Here is a 19,113-nt window from a genome sequence, read left to right on the forward strand (position 1 = left end):
TATAAATAGATGACGGTAGGTTGGTTTGAAATACCTGTTAATAGCATGACCCGTGCCAAAGCATTTTACGAAGCAGTATTTAAAGTTGAAGTAAAAGAGGTCGATTTTGGTGGATTGAAAATGGGATGGTTTCCACATCAAGAGGGTGATCGTGGTGCTACGGGAACGCTCATAAAGCAAGAATCTTATGTGCCTTGTCAGGATGGGACTTTGGTATACTTTACCAGTGAGGACGTTCAGAATGAACTCGATAGAGTAGAGGCTGCGGGAGGAAAGATTTACCAAGGCAAAACCAAAATCTCAGATGAGCATGGCTATATGGGCGTATTTATAGACACAGAAGGTAATCGGGTGGCCTTACACTCTAATGCCTAGGGTTGGGCTTTGTCTTTCTTGTTTTTCTTCTTTTTGCGGTCTTTACTGCGTTGAATCACTTTGTATTCTTCATAGCATTCACTAATGGCATCCAATATTTGAAGATCATTGGCCGTATTGATGAAGTCTTTGGAGTAATTACACTGATTAACGATTTCGTCTAGGTCGTATTTGGTAACCTGAAGCAAAACCATAAGCATTTCCCGGTCAAATCGTTTAGCGAGCTGATTTCGGATTTCATCATCCTCCTTAATCTTCTTAAGCTTTTGCATTTCGTTAGGCTTTTTGCCAAACATCTTGTAGAGGAAGTCTGCAGGATTAAATATGGCCCCTAATACTTTGGTGGCAATATTGGTTTTTCCACCTTCGTAAGCTCTTCCATATAAGCCAGAAATTCTATATTGATTGTTGTTACGAATAGGGACTTGCATCATATCCACCTCTAAATAACCCGTAAGCTCTAAGGATTTCACCGTCACTTCTTCTAAGGCCAATGCCAATTCGGTCATGACAATTTCCGTATTGCCAAACTTCAACCAGTCATTGGTGACCCTAACTTTAATAGATTTGTAACCTATATAGGACAAGTGTAAGGTATCATTGGCTTTAGCTTTTATCTCGAACGTACCATCATCGCCTGTTGCCGTACCCACCACTTGATTAATATTAACAATATTGACCTCACTCAAAGGGCCTTTGGTCGTAGAACTCGTAATGGTTCCTTTTACGGTTTCTGGCATTTTGGTGGCTGTACTGTCTTGACTATAGCCGTATACTGTAGAAAGACATAAAAATATTGCTAATAAATATCGCATTCGTATTAATTACAATGTAAAGGTAGTAAACAAAACGGATTTAAGGTCGGCAATTCATCGATTTGACTAAATATTAACAGGATTATCGAGCTTTCGTTCGTTTATTATAGTGCTATCAATTAAGGCTACCATTTGCACATCGCCAACACTTTTGTGTAGTTGTACTTTTCTCTTGAACTATAAAACATGGTCACATGATTTTTCTAATTGGTGCTCATACATGCTTACGACTAGATACAATATGATAAAGATTGATACAGATTATACGGCTGTTTCCCCTTAAACTTTAAGACCTGACAGCCAAAAGAGGATCGTTGTATTGTATAATTATGATTATCTTGTTATCTGAAAAAGAAAAAAATTGAAGGAAAAAGCGTTTTTAATACTATTTACGGTATTATGTCATTTAAAAATTATAGCCCAAGCAGAAGCATCAAATTGGTATTTTGGTACAAATGCTGGTCTTAATTTTAATGCAAGTACGCCAATTGCTTTAATTGACGGCCAATTGGCAACTGATGAAGGTTGTGCCACTATTTCAGAGCCTAATGGCGAATTACTTTTTTATACCGATGGTGTTAACGTATGGGATAAGCAACATAATGTTATGCCTAACGGCACAGGACTTACCGGAGATGCTTCGAGTACACAATCAGCAATTATAGTACCTAAACCAGGTAGTGAATCCTTGTATTATATTTTTACTGTTGATGATTTGGCAGGACCAAATGGCGTAAGGTATTCAGAAGTAAACATGAACTTGAATAACGGTAATGGCGATATTACTAATCAAAAGAATATTGAATTAAGCGCTTCGGTTACAGAAAAAATTACGGCCGTGAAGCATGCTAACGGTATAGATTATTGGGTAGTTGTGCACGACTGGAACAATGATAACTTCTTATCATATCGCATAAGTGCATCGGGTGTTTCAAGTACTCCTGTTATATCTGCTGTTGGTCAGGTTCATGGAACTAATGGATTGGATTCTAAAGGCTATATGAAGATTTCCCCCGATGCCAATCGTTTGGCATATGCCGCCTGGACTGGTAATAGTGTTGTTGAAATATTTGATTTTAATAATGCAACAGGCGAGGTTTCTAACCCCATTTTAATAGATGATGGTTTCTTTTCTCAAGGACCTGCTTCTGGTGCTTATGGAATAGAGTTTTCACCGGACAGTCAACTTTTATATGTTACTGATCAGAAATTTTTATTCGGATTTGTCACCAGCCGTTTATTCCAGTTTGATTTGAGTCTTGCTAATGCTAGTGATATGATCAATTCGGTAACGACACTTTATGACGACAATAGTTCAAATACGATTCTTGCGGCTCTTCAGCTGGCAACGGATGGTAAGATATATATTGCCAAATCTCAAGAACATTTTTTGGATGTCATTGAACATCCAGATGAGATTGGTTTTGCTGCGAATTACATAGCCGACGCTATCGATTTGGGTGGTGGACTATCTGGGGCTGGATTACCACCTTTTATAACATCGTTTTTTAATTTTTCAATTTTATCACAAGGTGGTTGCCTCGGGCAGGCTACCAATTTTGCCCTAAACACCAATAGCGACATAAACTCGGTCATTTGGGATTTTGGCGATGGTTTTACATCAACAGATATTAATCCCATTCACCATTTTGAAAATCCAGGGACTTATAACATCACAGCAGAAATAAGTGCTCCGGGTGAAACAATCAACGTTTCAAGTTTTATAACGATTTACGAGTTTCCCATAGCCAATACACCAGATGATATGTCTATTTGTGATGATATGAGCAATGATGGTGTCGAACCATTTGATTTAAGTTCACAAAATGACTTCATACATCCAACATCTCCAGAAATAAGCATTACTTATCATCTTACGGAAAGTGACGCTTTAAATAATTTGGCCCCACTAGAGTCGCTTTATGAAAACATCTCTAATCCTCAAACCATTTATGCAAGAGTTCAAAATATTTCAAACGCCGATTGTTTTGATATGACGTCTTTTGATTTAAACGTACTGTATACACCGGATTTTAGTGAAGAAACAATTTACTTATGTACGGACCAACCTGCTACTTTAAGTGCTGGTCTTGAATTTGACGCTTATATGTGGTCTAACGGTGAAACCACAGAATCAATAACGGTTACATCTCCAGGAACTTATACTGTTGAGATTCAAAATATATATCAAACATCCCAACAACAACAGATTATATGTACAGGGACTAAAGCATTTACAGTTATTGAATCTAGTGAGGCTATTATAACCACGATAGAAATTAATGATTGGACAGCGAATGATAATACTATAACTGTTGTTGTAGAGGGCATTGGAGATTATGAGTTTTCCTTAGATAACTCTAACTACCAAGATTCAAATATATTTAACAATGTGCCATCTGGCGATTATACAGTATATGTGAGAGATAAAAACAACTGTGGTATTGTAACCGAAGTGGTGTACGTATTGCACTACCCTAAGTTTTTTACTCCTAATGGGGATGACAATAATGACTATTGGCATATAAAATTTTCTAATACCGAACCCGATCTGGAAGTACTCATTTTTGATAGATATGGAAAGCTGCTTAAACAAATAAACGCTAATTCAATCGGTTGGGATGGCACATTTAACGGTACTAAAATGCCATCCTCAGATTATTGGTTTGTCATTAAAAGACCGTCCAAGAACCAGATGTATACAGGTCATTTTAGTTTAAGACGATAGTGTATCTATCTTCTCCTTGAACGACGTGGTCTATCCGAGGCCGAACGTCTACTCTTTTTAGATCTGTCCGAACGTCTGCCTTCAGGTCTTTCTGAATCGCTACGTCTTCGTGAACGCCGTTCTCCTCTTGGTCTGTCGTTACCTTTTCGCTTTCCACCGCGACCTCTGTCACGTCGACCGCCACCACTGCGACCTCTATTTTCGGTGAGTTCTACATTGACAAAACGACCATTATATTTAAAATCGGTAAAGAAGCTTAAGACCTTGTCCTGCAAAGCTTTTTCTGTATTAAAGAAGGAGAAACTGTCTTTGACATCGACTTTAAAGACATCATCGCGACCTAATTCCAAAACGGCTTTTAAGAAATCTTTGAGCGACATCCAGTCATAGCCATCCTTGCGTCCAATGTTAATGAAATAACGTACATCATCAGCCGACCGCTCTTTAGAATCGCTATCGCTAGAGGCAGAGACCCTTAAGTCCTTTGCATCTTTGTAATAGTTATAGAATCTGGTAAACTCTACCGAAAAGAATTTCTTAATCAGTTCGTCCTTGTCTGTATCTTCAAATAAGGTATTAATGCTGTCAAGGTAGCGATCAATCTCGTGATTCACTTCGGTATTGTGAATTTTATTGGCCAAACTCATTAGTTGCACTTCACAAATTTCCATTCCAGAGGGAATATCTTTTTGTTCAAACTGCTTTTTGATGATGCGTTCGATGCTTTTGATTTTTCGTACTTCGCTTTTGGCAACAATCACCATAGATACACCTGTTTTACCGGCGCGTCCCGTGCGACCAGAGCGGTGTGTATAGGTTTCAATCTCATCGGGGAGTTGGTAGTTAATCACGTGCGTAATATCATCCACATCTATACCACGGGCAGCCACATCGGTAGCGACCAACATCTGAATTTGCTTATTTCTAAAGGATTTCATGACCAGATCACGTTGATTCTGGCTTAAATCTCCATGTAAAGCTCCAGCATTGTAGCCATCTTCGATTAGTTTTTCGGCCACACGTTGGGTATCCCGCTTGGTTCTACAAAACACGACTGAGAAAATATCAGGATTGGCATCTGCTAAGCGCTTCAGTGCGAGGTAACGATCGCGGCCATTGACCAAGTAATATTCGTGGGAGACTTGATTGGTACTTTCGTTTTTGTTACCGACCGTAATTTCAATAGGATCGTACATAAACTTTTTGGCAATAGAAGCGACTTCTCTTGGCATGGTTGCAGAAAACAACCAGGTACTTTTATCCATGGGGGTATGCGAAAGGATATCTGTAATATCCTCATAAAAGCCCATATTGAGCATCTCATCGGCCTCATCCAACACACTGTATTGAATTTTTGAAATATCAACCAATTTTCTACGGATCATATCCTTCATACGACCCGGAGTGGCGACGACGATTTGCGCGCCTTTTTTGATCTGTTTGGCTTGTTCGGTAACACTGGCGCCGCCATAAATCGCTACGACATGCAAGCCCTTGCAGTATTTGCCATAAAGGTTTAATTCGTTGGTGATTTGCAGACAAAGTTCACGCGTAGGCGATAGGATCAACCCTTGTGTCGTTCTGCTATTAATGTCAATTTTCTGAAGCATTGGAAAGCCAAAGGCAGCTGTTTTACCAGTGCCCGTTTGTGCTAAGGCGACCAGATCGCGTTCTTCCTCTAGTAAAACGGGAATGGCTTTTTGTTGGACTTCACTAGGTGTAGTAAATCCTAAATCGGTAATAGCATGGAGTAGATCTTGGTTAAGACCGAGTTCTTGGAATGTACTCATTTTGTACTGTTAGTTTATGTGTTATGCCGTGTTATTTTAGAAGTGTCTCGACATAACTTCGGCCTCTTAGCCTTACTAACCTAAACTTCCTATAACACTTGTCCTAAACCTTTTAGGACCTTTCGCTCAATAAAGGCGCAAAGATAGGCTTTTATTTGGATTGTTGGATTTTGTTAGTGCTTATCTGTCTCTTATATGAAAAGTAGCAGATTTTAAGCACAAACTTTTAAGTTTTACGAAGGCCTTTAATATATTCATTTTCTTTAGTTTAAGCGATTATAGCACTATTTTTCATATACTACGTTAGCAAACGTTATTTTTATTCTTTTATAAATTTAATTGTAATTCCATTATCAAATTTCAAGAAATATAACCCATTAGTAAAGTTTCTAATGCCAATTAGCTCACTATTAGAAATACTTCCGTCTTTAATTTCTGCCCCTAATATATCATATATTTTATAGGATTCTTTTGAGGTTAAATTTTGTATTTGGATAAAGTTAGATGCTGGATTTGGATACAATTTTATAGCTTTATTAGGTAAATAGGTGTCTACCGAAAGTGCACCTATATCAAATTTGGAAACTAAATTATCGCTAAATTCAGCAATATAAAGATCATTTCCATTTAGTATTATTTTATTAGGGTTATTTAATCCCATTACTACATCAACAACTGTAGGTGAAATATCTGTAATATCAATTCTTGAAATTTTATCTAATTCAAGATCAGCAAAATAAAGGTCATTTTCGTTGAAAGTTAATGTACGAACATCATCTACTGTAATTACTTCAACAGCTATTGGCGTAGGGTCTGTAATGTCGATTTTTGAAATTTTATTCCCATCGAGCTCGGCAATATAAAGGTCATTTCCATTTAAAGCCAATCCGGAGGGTCCATTTAATCCTGTTATAACATTCACGGCTATTGGTGTAGGGTCTGTAACATCAATTTTTAAAATTTTATTACCAAAGAATTCAGAGATATAAAGGTCATTTCCATTTAGGACTAAATCAAGAGGTCCAAATATTCCTGTTACAACATCTATAGCTATTGGTGTTGAGTCTGTAATATTAATTTTTGAAATTTTATCTCCAAATAGCTCAGCAATGTAAAGGTCATTTCCATTTAGAACCAACCCATTAGGCCCACTTAATCCTGTTACAACATCGACGGCTGTTGGTGTTGAGTCTGTAATATCAATTTTTGAAATTTTACCTCCACTGCTTTCGGCAATATAAAGGTCATTTCCATTTAGAACCAATCCTGTAGGTCCATTTAATCCTGTCACAACATCTGTTTGTGCATAAATAATATTTTCACTAATGATCAGAATTATCATTGAAAGTAAAATGTAAATTGGTTTCATTTGTTCTTAATTAAATTGTTTATACTTAGTTTAATGTTTACTAACGCTAAGATAAGTTCAGTTTTAATACTTTGGCCGAGCTCAGTACAGGTTGAATTTATTGATTGATACTGAGACAACATTTAATGTTTCGACTGTGCTTACGCTAAAGCTTCAACAACAAGCATACGTTCAACACAGGCAAGCTATGTATGACAGTTCAATACACGGCGAATTTAGGTTTTTACGAACTTAAAGTCAATGAATTAGGAAATGAATTAGTAATGAGTTTTTAACAGCTGTTTACTTAATCCACTTTATCAAATACAAGATTCCTCACGCGACCAGTCGAGACTGTAAGACCTTTAATGCTATTATCCGCATTACGTAGAAATTTAATGATATTGCCTCCAGCAGTAAAGACATCGCTTTTCGCTGTCGTGAGTTCAAAGTCACTGGCTCTGGGATGGGTCCCAATGATTTTATTATCCTTAATGATTAGCGTATAAGAAGAACTTAATTCATCGCTATGATACGTCCCAGCAAATTCTTTGAGACTGTTAGTATTATAATTTGGTGGGGTAAATGCTTCTGAAACAATCGGTGCATCATCGTTGATGACTACAATCATCGTAGTGTCATCCTCATTTTTTTTGAACTCTACATACAAATCCACACCAACATTCAACATTTTGTATTTGTTTTCAGCTACAGGTGCCAGTTTACTCTCGTTTGTGCCACCTCTGTTGTACATCAGCGTATCGTTTTTTACGTAGATTCTACGGGCATAACTACCGGCTTCGTTCCAATAATTACCTTCATAACGTTTTAATTCTGCGTTGTTGAGTTTTATAAAATTATCGGGTGCTTTGTCTTCTGAATCTGGTACATCCTCTTCCTGTAAATCATCTTCTAAAAACAGGTCCGCCACCTGTAATGCCAGATTGGTTGGATTGGACGCGGCTAAATTGCTAAATACCATTACTGCAAAGTCCTGATCGGGGAAGCGCCCTAGATAGCTTCGGTAACCCGCATCAGCTCCACCATGTTGAATCTGCTTTAAGCCTTTGTATTCATTAACAAACTGGCCATAAGCGCCACCAAATTCCGAACCATTATTTAATTTTGCAAGCGTATTCATTTTTGAAACAATATCAGCAATGTCTTCGTTTGGTTTATTAAGGTGCATGGACCATAAGGCTAGATCTTCAACCGTAGTAAACAGACTTGTGGCGCCTACATTGGCATAATTCAGGACGCTTTTTTTATAAGTTCCATCCTGTGAATAATAGGAGTAGGCTCTGTTTTTTACCACCTTCTGATGATCGTCATAAAAAAGTGTTTGGTTCATTTTTAAAGGCCCAAAAATGTGCTCTTGAGTGAACTCAGCAAATGATTTACCGGATATTCGAGCGACCACTTCGGCTAATAACGTAAACCCTGTGTTAGAATAGGTATATTCTTCACCTGGCTGGAAATTTAAATCTTTCTGTTTGGCCACAAGTTTCATAATATGTTCTTTGGTAATGACATCATCCCATCTCCAACCTGCAAGATTGAGTAAACTCCATTGATCGCGCATGCCACTGGTATGGGCTGCCAAATGTCTTAGGGTAATTGTCGTACCAAAATCTGGGACTTCGGGAATGTGTTTACGAATATCGTCATCAAAAGACAATTTGCCCTGTTGTTCTAATAATAAAATAGCATAAACAGTAAACTGTTTGGATACCGAAGCAATATGAAAAACGGTTGACGGTGTAACAGGAATATTGTATTCGAGTTGGGCACTACCATAGCCTTTTTTAAAGATAATATCACCTTTGCTTACTACGGCAACGGCCGCACCTGGTTTATTGATGTCATCATAATTGCTAAAGATGTTATCAATTTTCGTTTCAATTTCAGAAGTAGCTTTCTCTTGGGCCTTTACAATCTGTACAGAGAGGAATAAGACAAGCAAAAGCCCATTTGTGCTTAGTTTTTTAATGGATGTCATGGTATAGTATTTGCTACTAAATTACCAAAAACCAAATAAATAGCGTATAATAAAAATAGTTGCAATTTTATTTTTTGAACAACGCCTCAAAAGCAGCATAAACGGCTAGGTGCAGGGCGTCACCATGATCTTGCTCCTCCAAGAACTTAAAATGAACTTCTGTGTTTTCTTTGGCATTGGTTTTTAATGCATCATAGAGCGATTTTGCGTCACGTTCCATAATCTCACCTTCCTTACCTACCGCGACATAAATTTTCTTTTTTGAAGTGTATGATTTGGGTTTTAATTGCAATAAAGACTGGTTATCCCACCAAAGACTAGGGCTAACGATGATATAATTGTCAAAGACATCGGGCTTTTTAAATAATACTTCTGTAGCCAGCAAACCACCTAAGGACTGACCTATAATGGTCCGTGTTTCTTGTACGCGGTATTTTGAATTGATAAATGGGATGAGATCGTTTTCGATATAACTAATAAAATTTTCAGATTTTCCAGAGGTCGGGAAGTCTTTTTTATCTTGCGCTATGCTTGTAGGATAGGTGAAATCACGCCTTCTATCAACATTAGAAATACCAACAACAATAGATTCTGGAAGCATATTTATCCAAGAAAAAGAACCAAATTGTACCAATCCAGCGATATGAATAAAGTCCTCATCGATTGACCCGTCTAACAAATAAATAACGGGATAGGTCTTGGTAGAATCGGAAGCATACCTATGCGGTAAATAAACATTGATACGGCGATCTTCATTTAGGCTATTAGAATGGAATCTTATGGATTCTCCTATACTTAATGGGTTGGTTTCAAGTATTTTTAAATCATTTTGGGCGTCTAACTTTAAAAGACCAAAAAAGATAAGTACTGTTAGAAGGTTTTTCATATTTAAAGATTGTTTAAATAATCTATCAAAGACTGTACAGCCTTTCCGCGATGCCCAATTCTATTTTTTTCTTCTAATGAGATCTCGGCAAAGGTCTGATTGTAACCTTCGGCCTTAAAAATGGGATCATAACCAAAACCATCATTACCTTGTTTTTCTGTAGTGATGTCTCCTTTACAAATGCCTGTAAAGGTTTTGAATTCTCCATGGAGATACAAAGCAATCACCGTTTTAAACTGTGCTTTGCGTGAGCTCGCATCCTCTAATTCAGACAGTAGTTTGTCCATATTGTCATCCGCATTACGCTGCGGACCTGCATAATGGGCCGTGTCCACACCAGGACGTCCATCTAAGACTTCTACTTCCAAACCGGTATCGTCCGCAAAACAATCGTACCCATAATGTGCTTTAATGTAATTGGCTTTTTGTTTGGCGTTGCCTTCAATGGTACCCGTCGTTTCTGGGATCTCCTCGGTACAATCAATATCCTTCAAGCCCAACAGCTGTATATGCTGTGGTACAAGGGCTTGTACTTCTTTTATTTTGTTCGGGTTATTAGTAGCGAAGACCAGTTGCATAGACTCAAAGTTTACGTTCAAATATAAGTACATATTCACTAATTTTATCACGAATCCATCAAATCATGAAAAAGTATTTGCCCCTTATTTTTGTTCTTGCTCTCGTAAAATTAATCATCCAGTGGTTAGGTAATCGCAACTATGGTTTCCATCGCGATGAATTATTACATCTTTCGGTCAGTGAACATTTGGATTGGGGATTTATGGAGTTTCCTCCGTTCATTGCTTTTGTAGGCAAGTTGTCCTATTGGTTTTTCGATTATGATTTATTGGGAGTGAGGCTATTTCCAACCCTTGCAGGAGTCACTATTTTGGTGCTTTGCTGTTTTATGACTAAAGAGCTAGGAGGAAAATTCAGGGCTGTACTTTTAGCGGGAATTTGCATACTGGCTTTTGTGCCCTTTTACAGAAATCAGACCTTATTTCAACCCGTGGCTTTCGATCAGTTATTCTGGACACTAGGGCTTTACTTTTTAATCAAGTTTATCAATTCCAAAAACAAAAGGTTCCTCATCTTAACCGGTATAACATTAGGATTTGGTTTGCTTAACAAATACACCATGCTGGTTTGGGCCTTTGGTATATGTATTGGATTGTTATTCTATAAAAAAGGAAGTTTATACAGAAACAAGTGGCTCTATATGTCTAGTATTGTGGCCTTACTAATGTTTTTACCAAATATAATTTGGCAGTTTAATCACGACTTTCCACTTGTACGACATATGAAGCGACTTCATGAAGGTCAACTCGATGCTATAGGTCCGTTGAAATTTATTTTGGACCAGGTGGAAATGGCTCCAATATTCCTCATGTTTTTGTTTGGGTTTATGGGATTGTTTTTTAGCAAGAGATTAAGGGCCTTCAAGGTTTTAGGAATCGCTTGTTTGGTGATATTTTTTACCATGTGGTTAGCAGGGGCCAAGACCTATTACATTTTTGCCTTATATCCTGTACTGTTTTCGGCTGGTGCTGTTTTTGTAGAACAGTTGTTGGTGAAGCGTTTGAATTTGGTTTATGCCGTTGCTGGCTTCGTTCTTTTACCCATGGTCTATTTTATTCCAGAAGCGACTCCCATGCTGCCTATTGAGCAATTTGTGAAATACAAAGGCTTGGAAGAAGTTGACGGGCGCTATGAACTAACGGGCGATTATGCCGATATGTTTGGTTGGGAAGAACAAGTGGCACTGGTCGATAGTGTTTATCGATCCTTAGGTGATGAAGAGCGACAGAATTGCATGCTTTGGGCAGAGAATTATGGTGAAGCAGGAGCCCTAAAAATACTTGGTAAGCCATATGATTTACCTAATCCAATCTGTCGCCATGGCAGTTTTTGGTCTTGGGGATTTGGCAACAAGGAGGCTTCCGTTTGGATTAGCTTAGGTAATGAAAGGCCCTCGGTAGAACATGTATTTGAAGATATCGAACAGGTAAAGATGATTACTCACAAATATGCCATAGATGAGGAGCATAACATTCCACTGTATATCTGTAGACAACCAAAAGTAGATATCGAGACCTGGTGGAAAGCTTACGAGCCTTATATTTTTGATTAGACAAGTCCAGTTCAAGATTTAAGAAGGTCTTGGCGAATTGCCGTATCTTTATAAAAAACTTTGAGCTATGCGCATCTTCTGTTGCTTTATTTTCTTATCCCTTTTCTCTTTTTCCCAAACAACTGTTGAAAAAATAGAGGGTCACTGGACGCTAAACATTGATGGAGAACCCTTCGATATTAAAGGAGCAACCTTTGGTTATGACAATGATGTCGCGAATTACGATAGGTATTTTGAAGATTTGAAATTTTTAGGGGTGAATACAATACGAACTTGGGCAACGGGAGACCATGCCCCGCAATTGTTAGATGCTGCCGAAAAACATGGTATGAAGGTTATGATGGGCATTTGGATGCGGCATGGACGTCCAGGTATGGAAGATGATGACAGCTTTGATTATTTGACCGATATTAAAGGTATGGAAGAGATGTACAACAATGCCATAAGCAAAGTTGAGGCCTATAAGAATCATCCCGCCGTATTGACATGGGGCGTTGGAAATGAAGTATATTTGAATATCGCTACTGACGAAGAAAAAATGGCCTATTCCAAGCTATTAGAGCGTATTTGCAGTAAGATTAAGGAATTGGATCCCAACCATCCGATTACCTCTGTAGAGGCTTGGACCTTCGGTATGGATTGGTGGCAAAAACATGTGCCCTCCATTGATATTTATGGTTTGAACTGCTATGGGCCTGGCGCTAACCTTCTTCAAGAGGAATTGGAAAAACGACAAATCGATAAGCCTTATATCATCACCGAGTTTGGAGTTATAGGTGAATGGGATGTGCAAACCGATAAAAACGGTGTTAAAATAGAACCCTTGGATAAGGAAAAATACCATGCCATAGCCAGTGGCTATCGTAATTGGATCGCCAACAAATCCTCTTGTCTTGGCGTTTATATGTTTCACTATCGCAGTCTAAACAATTTTATGTCTCCGTGGCTCTTCACACATGTCAATAATTTAAAGCGACCTCAATATTGGGCCATTAGAGAAGCCTTTACAGGCAATAAGCCTAGCAACAATGTTCCGAATATTGAAGCATTTAGCTTACCAGATGCAACATATAATAGCGGTACCTGGATCCCTATGAATTTGAAAGTTTCTGATGCTGAAAATGAGACCTTAGATATTAGCTTTTATTATAATCAACGCGAAGGCAGCAGGAAGCGTCGCGATCAGATTAATCCATTAAACTTCAGAGGTAATTTATCCGAAGGTTTTGAGATCGAACTGCCCAAGGAGCACGGTGCTATTAAAGTTTATGCCTATGCTAAAGATAGTTTTGACAACTTAGGGATCGCCTCGACCTCCATTAAGGTAGAGGATAAGGATGCCAAAGCTGTAAAGTATAAGGTGCCAAAAGTGAATTTACCGTTTTATGTTTATAAGGACAATAATGACTTACCTTATTCCGCTTCAGGCTATATGGGCAATTACAAGGCCTTAAGTGTTGATTTGAATGAGAAAAAAGAGGTGCATTCTGGTGAGACCGCTATAAGAATTAATTATTCTGAAGAGAGTGGTTGGTATGGTATTGCCTTTATGGACCCAGCTAATGATTGGGGGGATATTTTGGGTGGTTATAATATTTCTGGGGCTAAAACCTTTAGTTTTTGGGCGAAATCTAAATTTAGTGGGGTTGTTGTAAAACTTGGTTTTGGTTTAATTGATACTGATAAACCTTATCCCGATACGGCAAAAAAAGCCGAAGAGATTACGCTAAGCTCAGAATGGCAAAAATATACCATAAAACTTAAGAAAGCTGATCTCAGTTGTATTCGTTCAGGTTTGGTGCTATTTGCTAATAGTTATGGTTATCCACAGACGATTTATATTGATGATGTTGTTTTTGAGTAGTTAAAGGCTATCTAAAATCAATGGTACAGCTATTGGATTGCCCAAACCACTTTACGCGATTTTTAGAAGCAGTTTTATAAATGAAGTCTCTAATCATTCTTGGAATAAAAGCCAATAAGGCAGCGACGCGCTTCCACTTGGGGATTTTAGAGATAATTTTGAGAAAACCGTCAGAATGGGTCTTTACTCCATGTTCATCTATAAGAATCACTGTATCTAATTGCTGTGTAGGAAAACCATGTTTAGTCAATAACTCTTGACCGTAAAGTGACTGAAAAGCGACAAATTGAAATAAATCTTCTGGCGCAAATTTCAACAGCCAACCGACCACACCATTACAAAGATTGCACTCCCCGTCAAAAATAATGATATCCTTAGTGATTTGATTTTCCATGATTAGATAGTTTATAGCATAGTAGACGTTGGAGGTGGGAAATACTTTCAAGTTCTAAGAATTTTTAGAGATTATTTATGATAATTGTCAGCTTCATACATGGCTAAAAGTCGTATATTAGATATAGGAATTATTAATTAAAACAAGTAAGATTATGACGGTAAATTTTCAATATGTAAATACGCATGTAAGTGATACATTATCAGCATTTACAACAGAAAAATTAGAAAAATTAGCTAATAAATTTGAGTTTTTGATTTCTGCTCAGGTGTATATTAAACACGATGACAAAGACCATGATGCAGGTAAAATTTGTAATATAGAGTTGAGTTTACCCGGACCACGTATCTATGCGACTTCCAATGAAGCCACATACGAGATGGCGGTTAATGAAACCATCAATGATTTAACGCGTCAATTAAAGAAAAGAAAAGAGGTTTTTAAAACCTATTAGTTGTTAATAACGCTTAGGCGTTAATAATACCAGAGGGTTCGTTATTTTTTATCCATGGTGATAGGGTTCGTTATTAAAAGTAACGGACCCTTTGTTATGTCGTTACTTTTTGCTTTAGGTCGTAGAGCTCTATTTGGTTCTCCTTCCCTTTGAGCTTTAATTGGCCCAGATGGCTAAATTGTAGATTCGCATTTGGATTTAATGCTTCCTTGACGGCTTTAGACACAATGAATTTTGAATGATAGGTATTGCACTTGGCCTGGATTCTGGCTGCCGTATTAAGGACATCTCCTGTATAGATAATGTCCTTTTTTAGCACACCAATTTCACCAGTAGTTACAGAACCCATATGCAGCCCTGCCTTAAACTCGGGGAAAATACCGAATGTTGCTAAATAAAACGCTTTTCTTTTGAGAATTGCCGTTTCAATTTTAAAAAAACACTGAATGCAATTATTGTTTTCTACCCCTTTATCCGCTTTCCAGGAGATGACAATTTCGTCTCCAACATATTGATAGATTTCGCCATAACTTTCAATAATGGCGTTGGTCATATCAGAATAATAGGCGCTAATGAGTTTAAAGTAGTCTTTATGACCAATCTTTTCTGCTATAGTGGTCGATGATTTCATGTCTAAAAACATAAAAATTCTTAGCTCTTCTTTAGGTTTGTGATATTTTCCAAATAAAAGATTGTAAAATACTTCATGACCCAAATAATCTATAATTTCAGAAAACAGTAAAGCAAAAAACACACCAAGTCCTGTGTAATAGACGATACTCCAAAAGGCAAAAACACTGAAAAAGTTCATAAACTCATCCATAACATGTTCGCCAAAAGGCCCTTCGTTAAAGGTGCTCATACTGTTTAATACGGTCAGTACAATAAGAAATATTATGATTAAGAAAGTATAAATGATGGTCTTTGTAACAATCTTTAATCCTAATGCGGACTTTTGGAATCGTTTTTTGAGCCATACCATTTCGATATAGCCCTGTAATAGTCCCATGAGCAGCGTGGCAGGAAAGACATATCCCAAATTACGAGAAAAACTGTATTGGTTTCCTGTTGCGGGGTATATAGCACTATTCCCTAAAATACCGTATTCTACTATGGTGTATGTAACTCCAAATATGCACCAAAGCACTGCAAAAGGGGTGTATCGATTAAGACGTCTAGTGAATTTCGCTGAAAACATATTAGCGGTGGTGGTAAGGTTCGTTCCTCAAAATAGTAAACCCTCTGTATAATTGTTCTATAAAAAATAGGCGTACCATTTGGTGTGAAAAAGTCATTTTAGAGAGCCCTAGCTTACCGTTGGCTCTATTATATATGGCTTCAGAAAAGCCGTAAGGCCCACCAATAACAAAAATTAGTGTTTTGATTCCAGAGTTCATATGTTTTTGTAAATAGCCCGAAAAGACAACAGAATCCATTTGCTTCCCATGTTCATCGAGTAGAATGAGTACATCCGATTTTTGAGTTTTAGAAAGGATAAGTTCACCTTCCTTTTCCTTTTGTTGTGCCTCGGAAAGGTGTTTTACATTTTTTATATCGGGAATAATATCAAACTCAAACCGTATATAATGGCTTAGGCGCTTTTGATAATCTTCAATAAGAGCTTGAAGCTGTTTGTTATCGGTTTTACCTATGGCAATGAGTTTTATAGTCATAGAGACAAATGTACAATCTTAGTTAGAAGTAGCAATTTTGGATTTTTCAAAAACTGTGAATATAATTTTCTTCAGTTTCTTGTAATCCCAAAGTATTAAATAAATATTCCCCAATAACATAAGGCCTGTTACTATTGGTGTACCCTTGAATTGCATTGAGCTTACAATAAAGAAAATATTTATAATGACGGGAAGATAGAGTAGGGAAGCAAAGAACGTCGTTCTTGGTATTAATAGTAGAAATGCTACTAATAGTTGATATATGCCAAGAAAATTCCAATACCAACCTGTTTGATACAATGCCTCGAAGAAGAAACCTATTGGGTTTTCAACACTAATAGTTGTAAATCTATTGCCTACAAGTTTAGTATAGCCTGAAGGTAAAAAAGCTAGGGCTAACAATATACGTGTGAACCATGTGAAAATGAGATATACCTTTTTACCGTAAATTTTACTGTGAAGTTTTTCAAAAGGCGACATCTATAGATTGGTTTACTTTACGACGAATCAAAACAGAACTTGTAACAGTTCTAATTTCTTAATCAGAAATCAATCCCTATTTTTACAGCAAATAAGACTTTACATGATTTCAAAGGAACAATTCGATAAGGAAATAGCGTTAATTATAGCCAATGCCATACGTGAGGATGTGGGTGATGGAGACCACAGCTCATTGGCTTGTATACCGGCTACAGCCATGGGTAAGGCAAAGCTCTTGGTCAAGGATGATGGTATTATTGCCGGTGTTGAATTTGCGAAACAGGTGTTTGCTTATGTGGATGCAAAGATGACTGTTGAGGTCTTAATTGAAGATGGCGCGGCCGTAAAATATGGTGATATAGCCTTCTATGTGGAAGGGGCTTCTCAATCCATACTAAAAGCCGAACGGCTGGTATTGAACGCCATGCAGCGTATGAGCGCCATTGCTACAAAGACCAAAACATTTGTAGATTTGCTAGAAGGTACAGGTACCAAGATTTTAGACACCCGTAAAACAACACCAGGCATTAGGGCATTGGAAAAATGGGCTGTGAAAATTGGAGGTGGAGAAAATCATAGATTTGCCCTGTATGATATGATCATGTTAAAGGACAATCATATTGATTTTGCCGGTGGTGTAGCAAAGGCCATTAATATGACCAAAAAATATCTGGAGGCTACCCATCGGGACCTTAAGATTATTGTTGAGGCTAGAAACTTAGATGAGATAAAAGAAATTTTAGATTGTGGGGGTGTATATCGTATTTTAATTGACAATTTTAATTATGAAGATACGCGTAAAGCCGTAGCATTAATTGGGGAGCAATGCTTAACGGAATCTTCGGGAGGCATCAATGAAAATACAGTGCGTCATTATGCTGAGTGTGGCGTAGACTATATTTCTTCAGGTGCCTTAACACATTCAGTCTATAATATGGATTTGAGCTTAAAAGCCGTATAGGATGACCAAGGCCATCGAAGACAAACTCGATAAAATTCCTGTTCTCAATTTGGTAGTTCGCTTTTTTAAGCAAATACGACTGCCAGGTTTTGAAGGCTTATCCATTTATGATCTGCTGGAATTGTATATTTTGGGTATTGTTAAGGGTGCTTTGACCACTAGGGCCAGTGCCATAGCTTTTAGTTTTTTTACCGCTATCTTTCCGTTTTTGTTATTTGTGATCATCTTAATACCATACATTCCCATAGATGATTTTCAAACGGAATTTTTAGAGTTTCTAAATTCAATTTTGCCTCCCCAAACATCGGATTTCTTTTTTGCAAATATTTTTGAGAATATCAGCGGAGGTTCTGGAGCAGGTTTATTGTCATCTGTGTTCCTATTGTCGATGCTGCTCATGGCTAATGGTGTGAATGCCGTATTTTCAGGCTTTGAGAACTCATATCACGAGCAATTAACACGTAATGTTTTTCAGCAGTACATGTATGCTCTGGGGGTAGCTTTAATTTTAGCGATTTTAGTATTATTAACCGTTGCCGTTTTTGGATATACGCAAATCTATATCATTACGCCACTAAATGACGCTTTAGAGACCGAAGAGGCCACTGGACAACAATGGATGTCGGTGGTTAAATATGTATTCTTTGTCATTATGGTGTATCTCGCGACGGCAACCTTATACTATTTTGGTACTAAGGAAGGGCGACATGGCAGATTTTTGTCCATAGGCGCACTTCTAACCACGCTGCTCATTATGTTAACGTCCTACTTGTTTGGTATATATATAGATAATTTTTCGCAGTATAATAAATTATATGGTTCAATAGGTGCCCTATTGATATTACTGCTATATCTATGGTTGAACTCTAATATTTTACTTTTGGGATATGAGTTAAATGCTTCATTGCAGTATTTGAGGAAGTATCCTAGAAAATAACCACATCTGCTACAATTATCTATTTAATAGATACTGAAATTCTGTACTATGTGATGGAATTGTTCTTATGTATTTATGTCTGTTGCCCCATCTATTACTTAGTATTTTAATTGTTTTTATGCACTAATATAAGAACAGACAATGAAATAGCTGTAGACTATTTCAGATATAGATTTTAAATTTTAACATTTAAAAGAGTGACGTTTTTATAATTGCTGTTATAAATACAAAATGAACGCTCAGAACCGAAATGCAGAACTTAATTTAAAATCACAATG

At 37.4% G+C, this 19,113-nt stretch carries 17 protein-coding genes; 7 read left to right on the forward strand and 10 right to left on the reverse strand.

Annotated elements, in window-relative coordinates; genetic code table 11:
• Nucleotides 1-9: 9 nt before the first annotated feature.
• Nucleotides 10-375, forward strand: coding sequence for a VOC family protein (locus tag ACO052_RS10950; RefSeq protein WP_422103782.1), 366 nt, complete (start codon nucleotides 10-12; stop codon nucleotides 373-375).
• Here the strand turns inward: ACO052_RS10950 and ACO052_RS10955 are convergent.
• On the reverse strand, nucleotides 372-1,190 hold the full coding sequence (locus ACO052_RS10955) for a carboxypeptidase-like regulatory domain-containing protein (protein ID WP_422103783.1): 819 nt from the start codon (nucleotides 1,188-1,190) through the stop codon (nucleotides 372-374). The two genes, ACO052_RS10950 and ACO052_RS10955, sit on opposite strands and share 4 nt — an antisense overlap.
• Nucleotides 1,191-1,551: 361 nt before the next feature.
• Here ACO052_RS10955 and ACO052_RS10960 point away from each other — a divergent pair, with 361 nt between their 5' ends.
• Nucleotides 1,552-3,918 carry a T9SS type B sorting domain-containing protein gene (locus ACO052_RS10960; protein WP_422103785.1) on the forward strand — a complete coding sequence of 789 codons (2,367 nt, stop codon included), beginning with the start codon at nucleotides 1,552-1,554 and terminating at the stop codon, nucleotides 3,916-3,918.
• A gap of 5 nt (nucleotides 3,919-3,923) precedes the next feature.
• Here ACO052_RS10960 and ACO052_RS10965 read toward each other — a convergent pair whose 3' ends face one another.
• From ACO052_RS10965 to ACO052_RS10985, 5 genes are all read right to left on the reverse strand, one after another.
• Nucleotides 3,924-5,708 carry a DEAD/DEAH box helicase gene (locus tag ACO052_RS10965; protein ID WP_422103787.1) on the reverse strand — a complete coding sequence of 595 codons (1,785 nt, stop codon included), beginning with the start codon at nucleotides 5,706-5,708 and terminating at the stop codon, nucleotides 3,924-3,926.
• Between the two features lie 319 nt (nucleotides 5,709-6,027).
• Complete coding sequence (locus ACO052_RS10970; protein WP_422103789.1) at nucleotides 6,028-7,077, reverse strand: T9SS type A sorting domain-containing protein; 1,050 nt, start codon at nucleotides 7,075-7,077, stop codon at nucleotides 6,028-6,030.
• A 286-nt stretch (nucleotides 7,078-7,363) separates the two neighbouring features.
• On the reverse strand, nucleotides 7,364-9,055 hold the full coding sequence (locus tag ACO052_RS10975; protein WP_422103790.1) for a serine hydrolase domain-containing protein: 1,692 nt from the start codon (nucleotides 9,053-9,055) through the stop codon (nucleotides 7,364-7,366).
• 67 nt (nucleotides 9,056-9,122) lie between these two features.
• Nucleotides 9,123-9,941 (reverse strand): alpha/beta hydrolase, encoded by an 819-nt coding sequence (locus tag ACO052_RS10980; protein ID WP_422103792.1) that lies wholly within the window; start codon nucleotides 9,939-9,941, stop codon nucleotides 9,123-9,125.
• Between the two features lie 2 nt (nucleotides 9,942-9,943).
• Nucleotides 9,944-10,519 carry a non-canonical purine NTP diphosphatase gene (locus ACO052_RS10985; RefSeq protein WP_422103794.1) on the reverse strand — a complete coding sequence of 192 codons (576 nt, stop codon included), beginning with the start codon at nucleotides 10,517-10,519 and terminating at the stop codon, nucleotides 9,944-9,946.
• A gap of 65 nt (nucleotides 10,520-10,584) precedes the next feature.
• On the opposite strand from ACO052_RS10985, the gene ACO052_RS10990 reads away from it, so the two are divergent.
• The gene (locus ACO052_RS10990; protein ID WP_422103795.1) at nucleotides 10,585-12,072 is read left to right on the forward strand and encodes an ArnT family glycosyltransferase; all 1,488 of its coding nucleotides are present in this window, start codon (nucleotides 10,585-10,587) and stop codon (nucleotides 12,070-12,072) included.
• Nucleotides 12,073-12,139: 67 nt separating this feature from the next.
• Entirely contained in the window at nucleotides 12,140-13,936 is a 1,797-nt protein-coding gene (locus ACO052_RS10995) for a glycoside hydrolase family 2 TIM barrel-domain containing protein (protein ID WP_422103796.1), read from the forward strand.
• Between the two features lie 7 nt (nucleotides 13,937-13,943).
• Here the strand turns inward: ACO052_RS10995 and ACO052_RS11000 are convergent, their stop codons facing one another.
• On the reverse strand, nucleotides 13,944-14,330 hold the full coding sequence (locus tag ACO052_RS11000; RefSeq protein ID WP_422103797.1) for a thiol-disulfide oxidoreductase DCC family protein: 387 nt from the start codon (nucleotides 14,328-14,330) through the stop codon (nucleotides 13,944-13,946).
• Between the two features lie 154 nt (nucleotides 14,331-14,484).
• On the opposite strand from ACO052_RS11000, the gene ACO052_RS11005 reads away from it, so the two are divergent.
• Nucleotides 14,485-14,784, forward strand: a complete 300-nt coding sequence (locus tag ACO052_RS11005) for an HPF/RaiA family ribosome-associated protein (RefSeq protein WP_422103798.1) — start codon at nucleotides 14,485-14,487, stop codon at nucleotides 14,782-14,784.
• A 94-nt stretch (nucleotides 14,785-14,878) separates the two neighbouring features.
• On the opposite strand, the gene ACO052_RS11010 is transcribed toward ACO052_RS11005, so the two are convergent.
• Genes ACO052_RS11010 through ACO052_RS11020 form a run of 3 tightly spaced genes read right to left on the reverse strand, consistent with a single transcriptional unit; the run spans nucleotide 14,879 to nucleotide 16,937 of the window.
• Complete coding sequence (locus ACO052_RS11010; RefSeq protein WP_422103799.1) at nucleotides 14,879-15,982, reverse strand: adenylate/guanylate cyclase domain-containing protein; 1,104 nt, start codon at nucleotides 15,980-15,982, stop codon at nucleotides 14,879-14,881.
• A gap of 1 nt (nucleotide 15,983) precedes the next feature.
• On the reverse strand, nucleotides 15,984-16,457 hold the full coding sequence (rlmH, locus tag ACO052_RS11015; RefSeq protein WP_422103801.1) for a 23S rRNA (pseudouridine(1915)-N(3))-methyltransferase RlmH: 474 nt from the start codon (nucleotides 16,455-16,457) through the stop codon (nucleotides 15,984-15,986).
• Between the two features lie 18 nt (nucleotides 16,458-16,475).
• Nucleotides 16,476-16,937: a DoxX family membrane protein gene (locus tag ACO052_RS11020; protein ID WP_422103802.1), complete on the reverse strand. Its 462-nt coding sequence runs from the start codon at nucleotides 16,935-16,937 to the stop codon at nucleotides 16,476-16,478.
• A gap of 103 nt (nucleotides 16,938-17,040) precedes the next feature.
• On the opposite strand from ACO052_RS11020, the gene nadC reads away from it, so the two are divergent.
• Together nadC and ACO052_RS11030 are read left to right on the forward strand one after the other, a co-directional pair.
• Nucleotides 17,041-17,898 carry a carboxylating nicotinate-nucleotide diphosphorylase gene (gene nadC / locus ACO052_RS11025; RefSeq protein WP_422103804.1) on the forward strand — a complete coding sequence of 286 codons (858 nt, stop codon included), beginning with the start codon at nucleotides 17,041-17,043 and terminating at the stop codon, nucleotides 17,896-17,898.
• 1 nt (nucleotide 17,899) lies between these two features.
• Entirely contained in the window at nucleotides 17,900-18,835 is a 936-nt protein-coding gene (locus tag ACO052_RS11030; protein ID WP_422103805.1) for a YihY/virulence factor BrkB family protein, read from the forward strand.
• Nucleotides 18,836-19,113 lie beyond the last annotated feature (278 nt).

Source organism: Winogradskyella sp. (assembly GCF_965228925.1).
Lineage (GTDB): Bacteria > Bacteroidota > Bacteroidia > Flavobacteriales > Flavobacteriaceae > Winogradskyella.

What these genes read in the sequence shown, in the direction of transcription:
- ACO052_RS10950 (WP_422103782.1), top strand. Translation starts at nt 10, where the DNA reads ATGACGGTAGGTTGGTTTGAAATACCTGTTAATAGCATGACCCGTGCC.
- ACO052_RS10955 (WP_422103783.1), bottom strand. Translation starts at nt 1,190, where the DNA reads ATGCGATATTTATTAGCAATATTTTTATGTCTTTCTACAGTATACGGC.
- ACO052_RS10965 (WP_422103787.1), bottom strand. Translation starts at nt 5,708, where the DNA reads ATGAGTACATTCCAAGAACTCGGTCTTAACCAAGATCTACTCCATGCT.
- ACO052_RS10970 (WP_422103789.1), bottom strand. Translation starts at nt 7,077, where the DNA reads ATGAAACCAATTTACATTTTACTTTCAATGATAATTCTGATCATTAGT.
- ACO052_RS10975 (WP_422103790.1), bottom strand. Translation starts at nt 9,055, where the DNA reads ATGACATCCATTAAAAAACTAAGCACAAATGGGCTTTTGCTTGTCTTA.
- ACO052_RS10980 (WP_422103792.1), bottom strand. Translation starts at nt 9,941, where the DNA reads ATGAAAAACCTTCTAACAGTACTTATCTTTTTTGGTCTTTTAAAGTTA.
- ACO052_RS10985 (WP_422103794.1), bottom strand. Translation starts at nt 10,519, where the DNA reads ATGCAACTGGTCTTCGCTACTAATAACCCGAACAAAATAAAAGAAGTA.
- ACO052_RS10990 (WP_422103795.1), top strand. Translation starts at nt 10,585, where the DNA reads ATGAAAAAGTATTTGCCCCTTATTTTTGTTCTTGCTCTCGTAAAATTA.
- ACO052_RS10995 (WP_422103796.1), top strand. Translation starts at nt 12,140, where the DNA reads ATGCGCATCTTCTGTTGCTTTATTTTCTTATCCCTTTTCTCTTTTTCC.
- ACO052_RS11000 (WP_422103797.1), bottom strand. Translation starts at nt 14,330, where the DNA reads ATGGAAAATCAAATCACTAAGGATATCATTATTTTTGACGGGGAGTGC.
- ACO052_RS11005 (WP_422103798.1), top strand. Translation starts at nt 14,485, where the DNA reads ATGACGGTAAATTTTCAATATGTAAATACGCATGTAAGTGATACATTA.
- ACO052_RS11010 (WP_422103799.1), bottom strand. Translation starts at nt 15,982, where the DNA reads ATGTTTTCAGCGAAATTCACTAGACGTCTTAATCGATACACCCCTTTT.
- rlmH (WP_422103801.1), bottom strand. Translation starts at nt 16,457, where the DNA reads ATGACTATAAAACTCATTGCCATAGGTAAAACCGATAACAAACAGCTT.
- ACO052_RS11020 (WP_422103802.1), bottom strand. Translation starts at nt 16,937, where the DNA reads ATGTCGCCTTTTGAAAAACTTCACAGTAAAATTTACGGTAAAAAGGTA.
- nadC (WP_422103804.1), top strand. Translation starts at nt 17,041, where the DNA reads ATGATTTCAAAGGAACAATTCGATAAGGAAATAGCGTTAATTATAGCC.
- ACO052_RS11030 (WP_422103805.1), top strand. Translation starts at nt 17,900, where the DNA reads ATGACCAAGGCCATCGAAGACAAACTCGATAAAATTCCTGTTCTCAAT.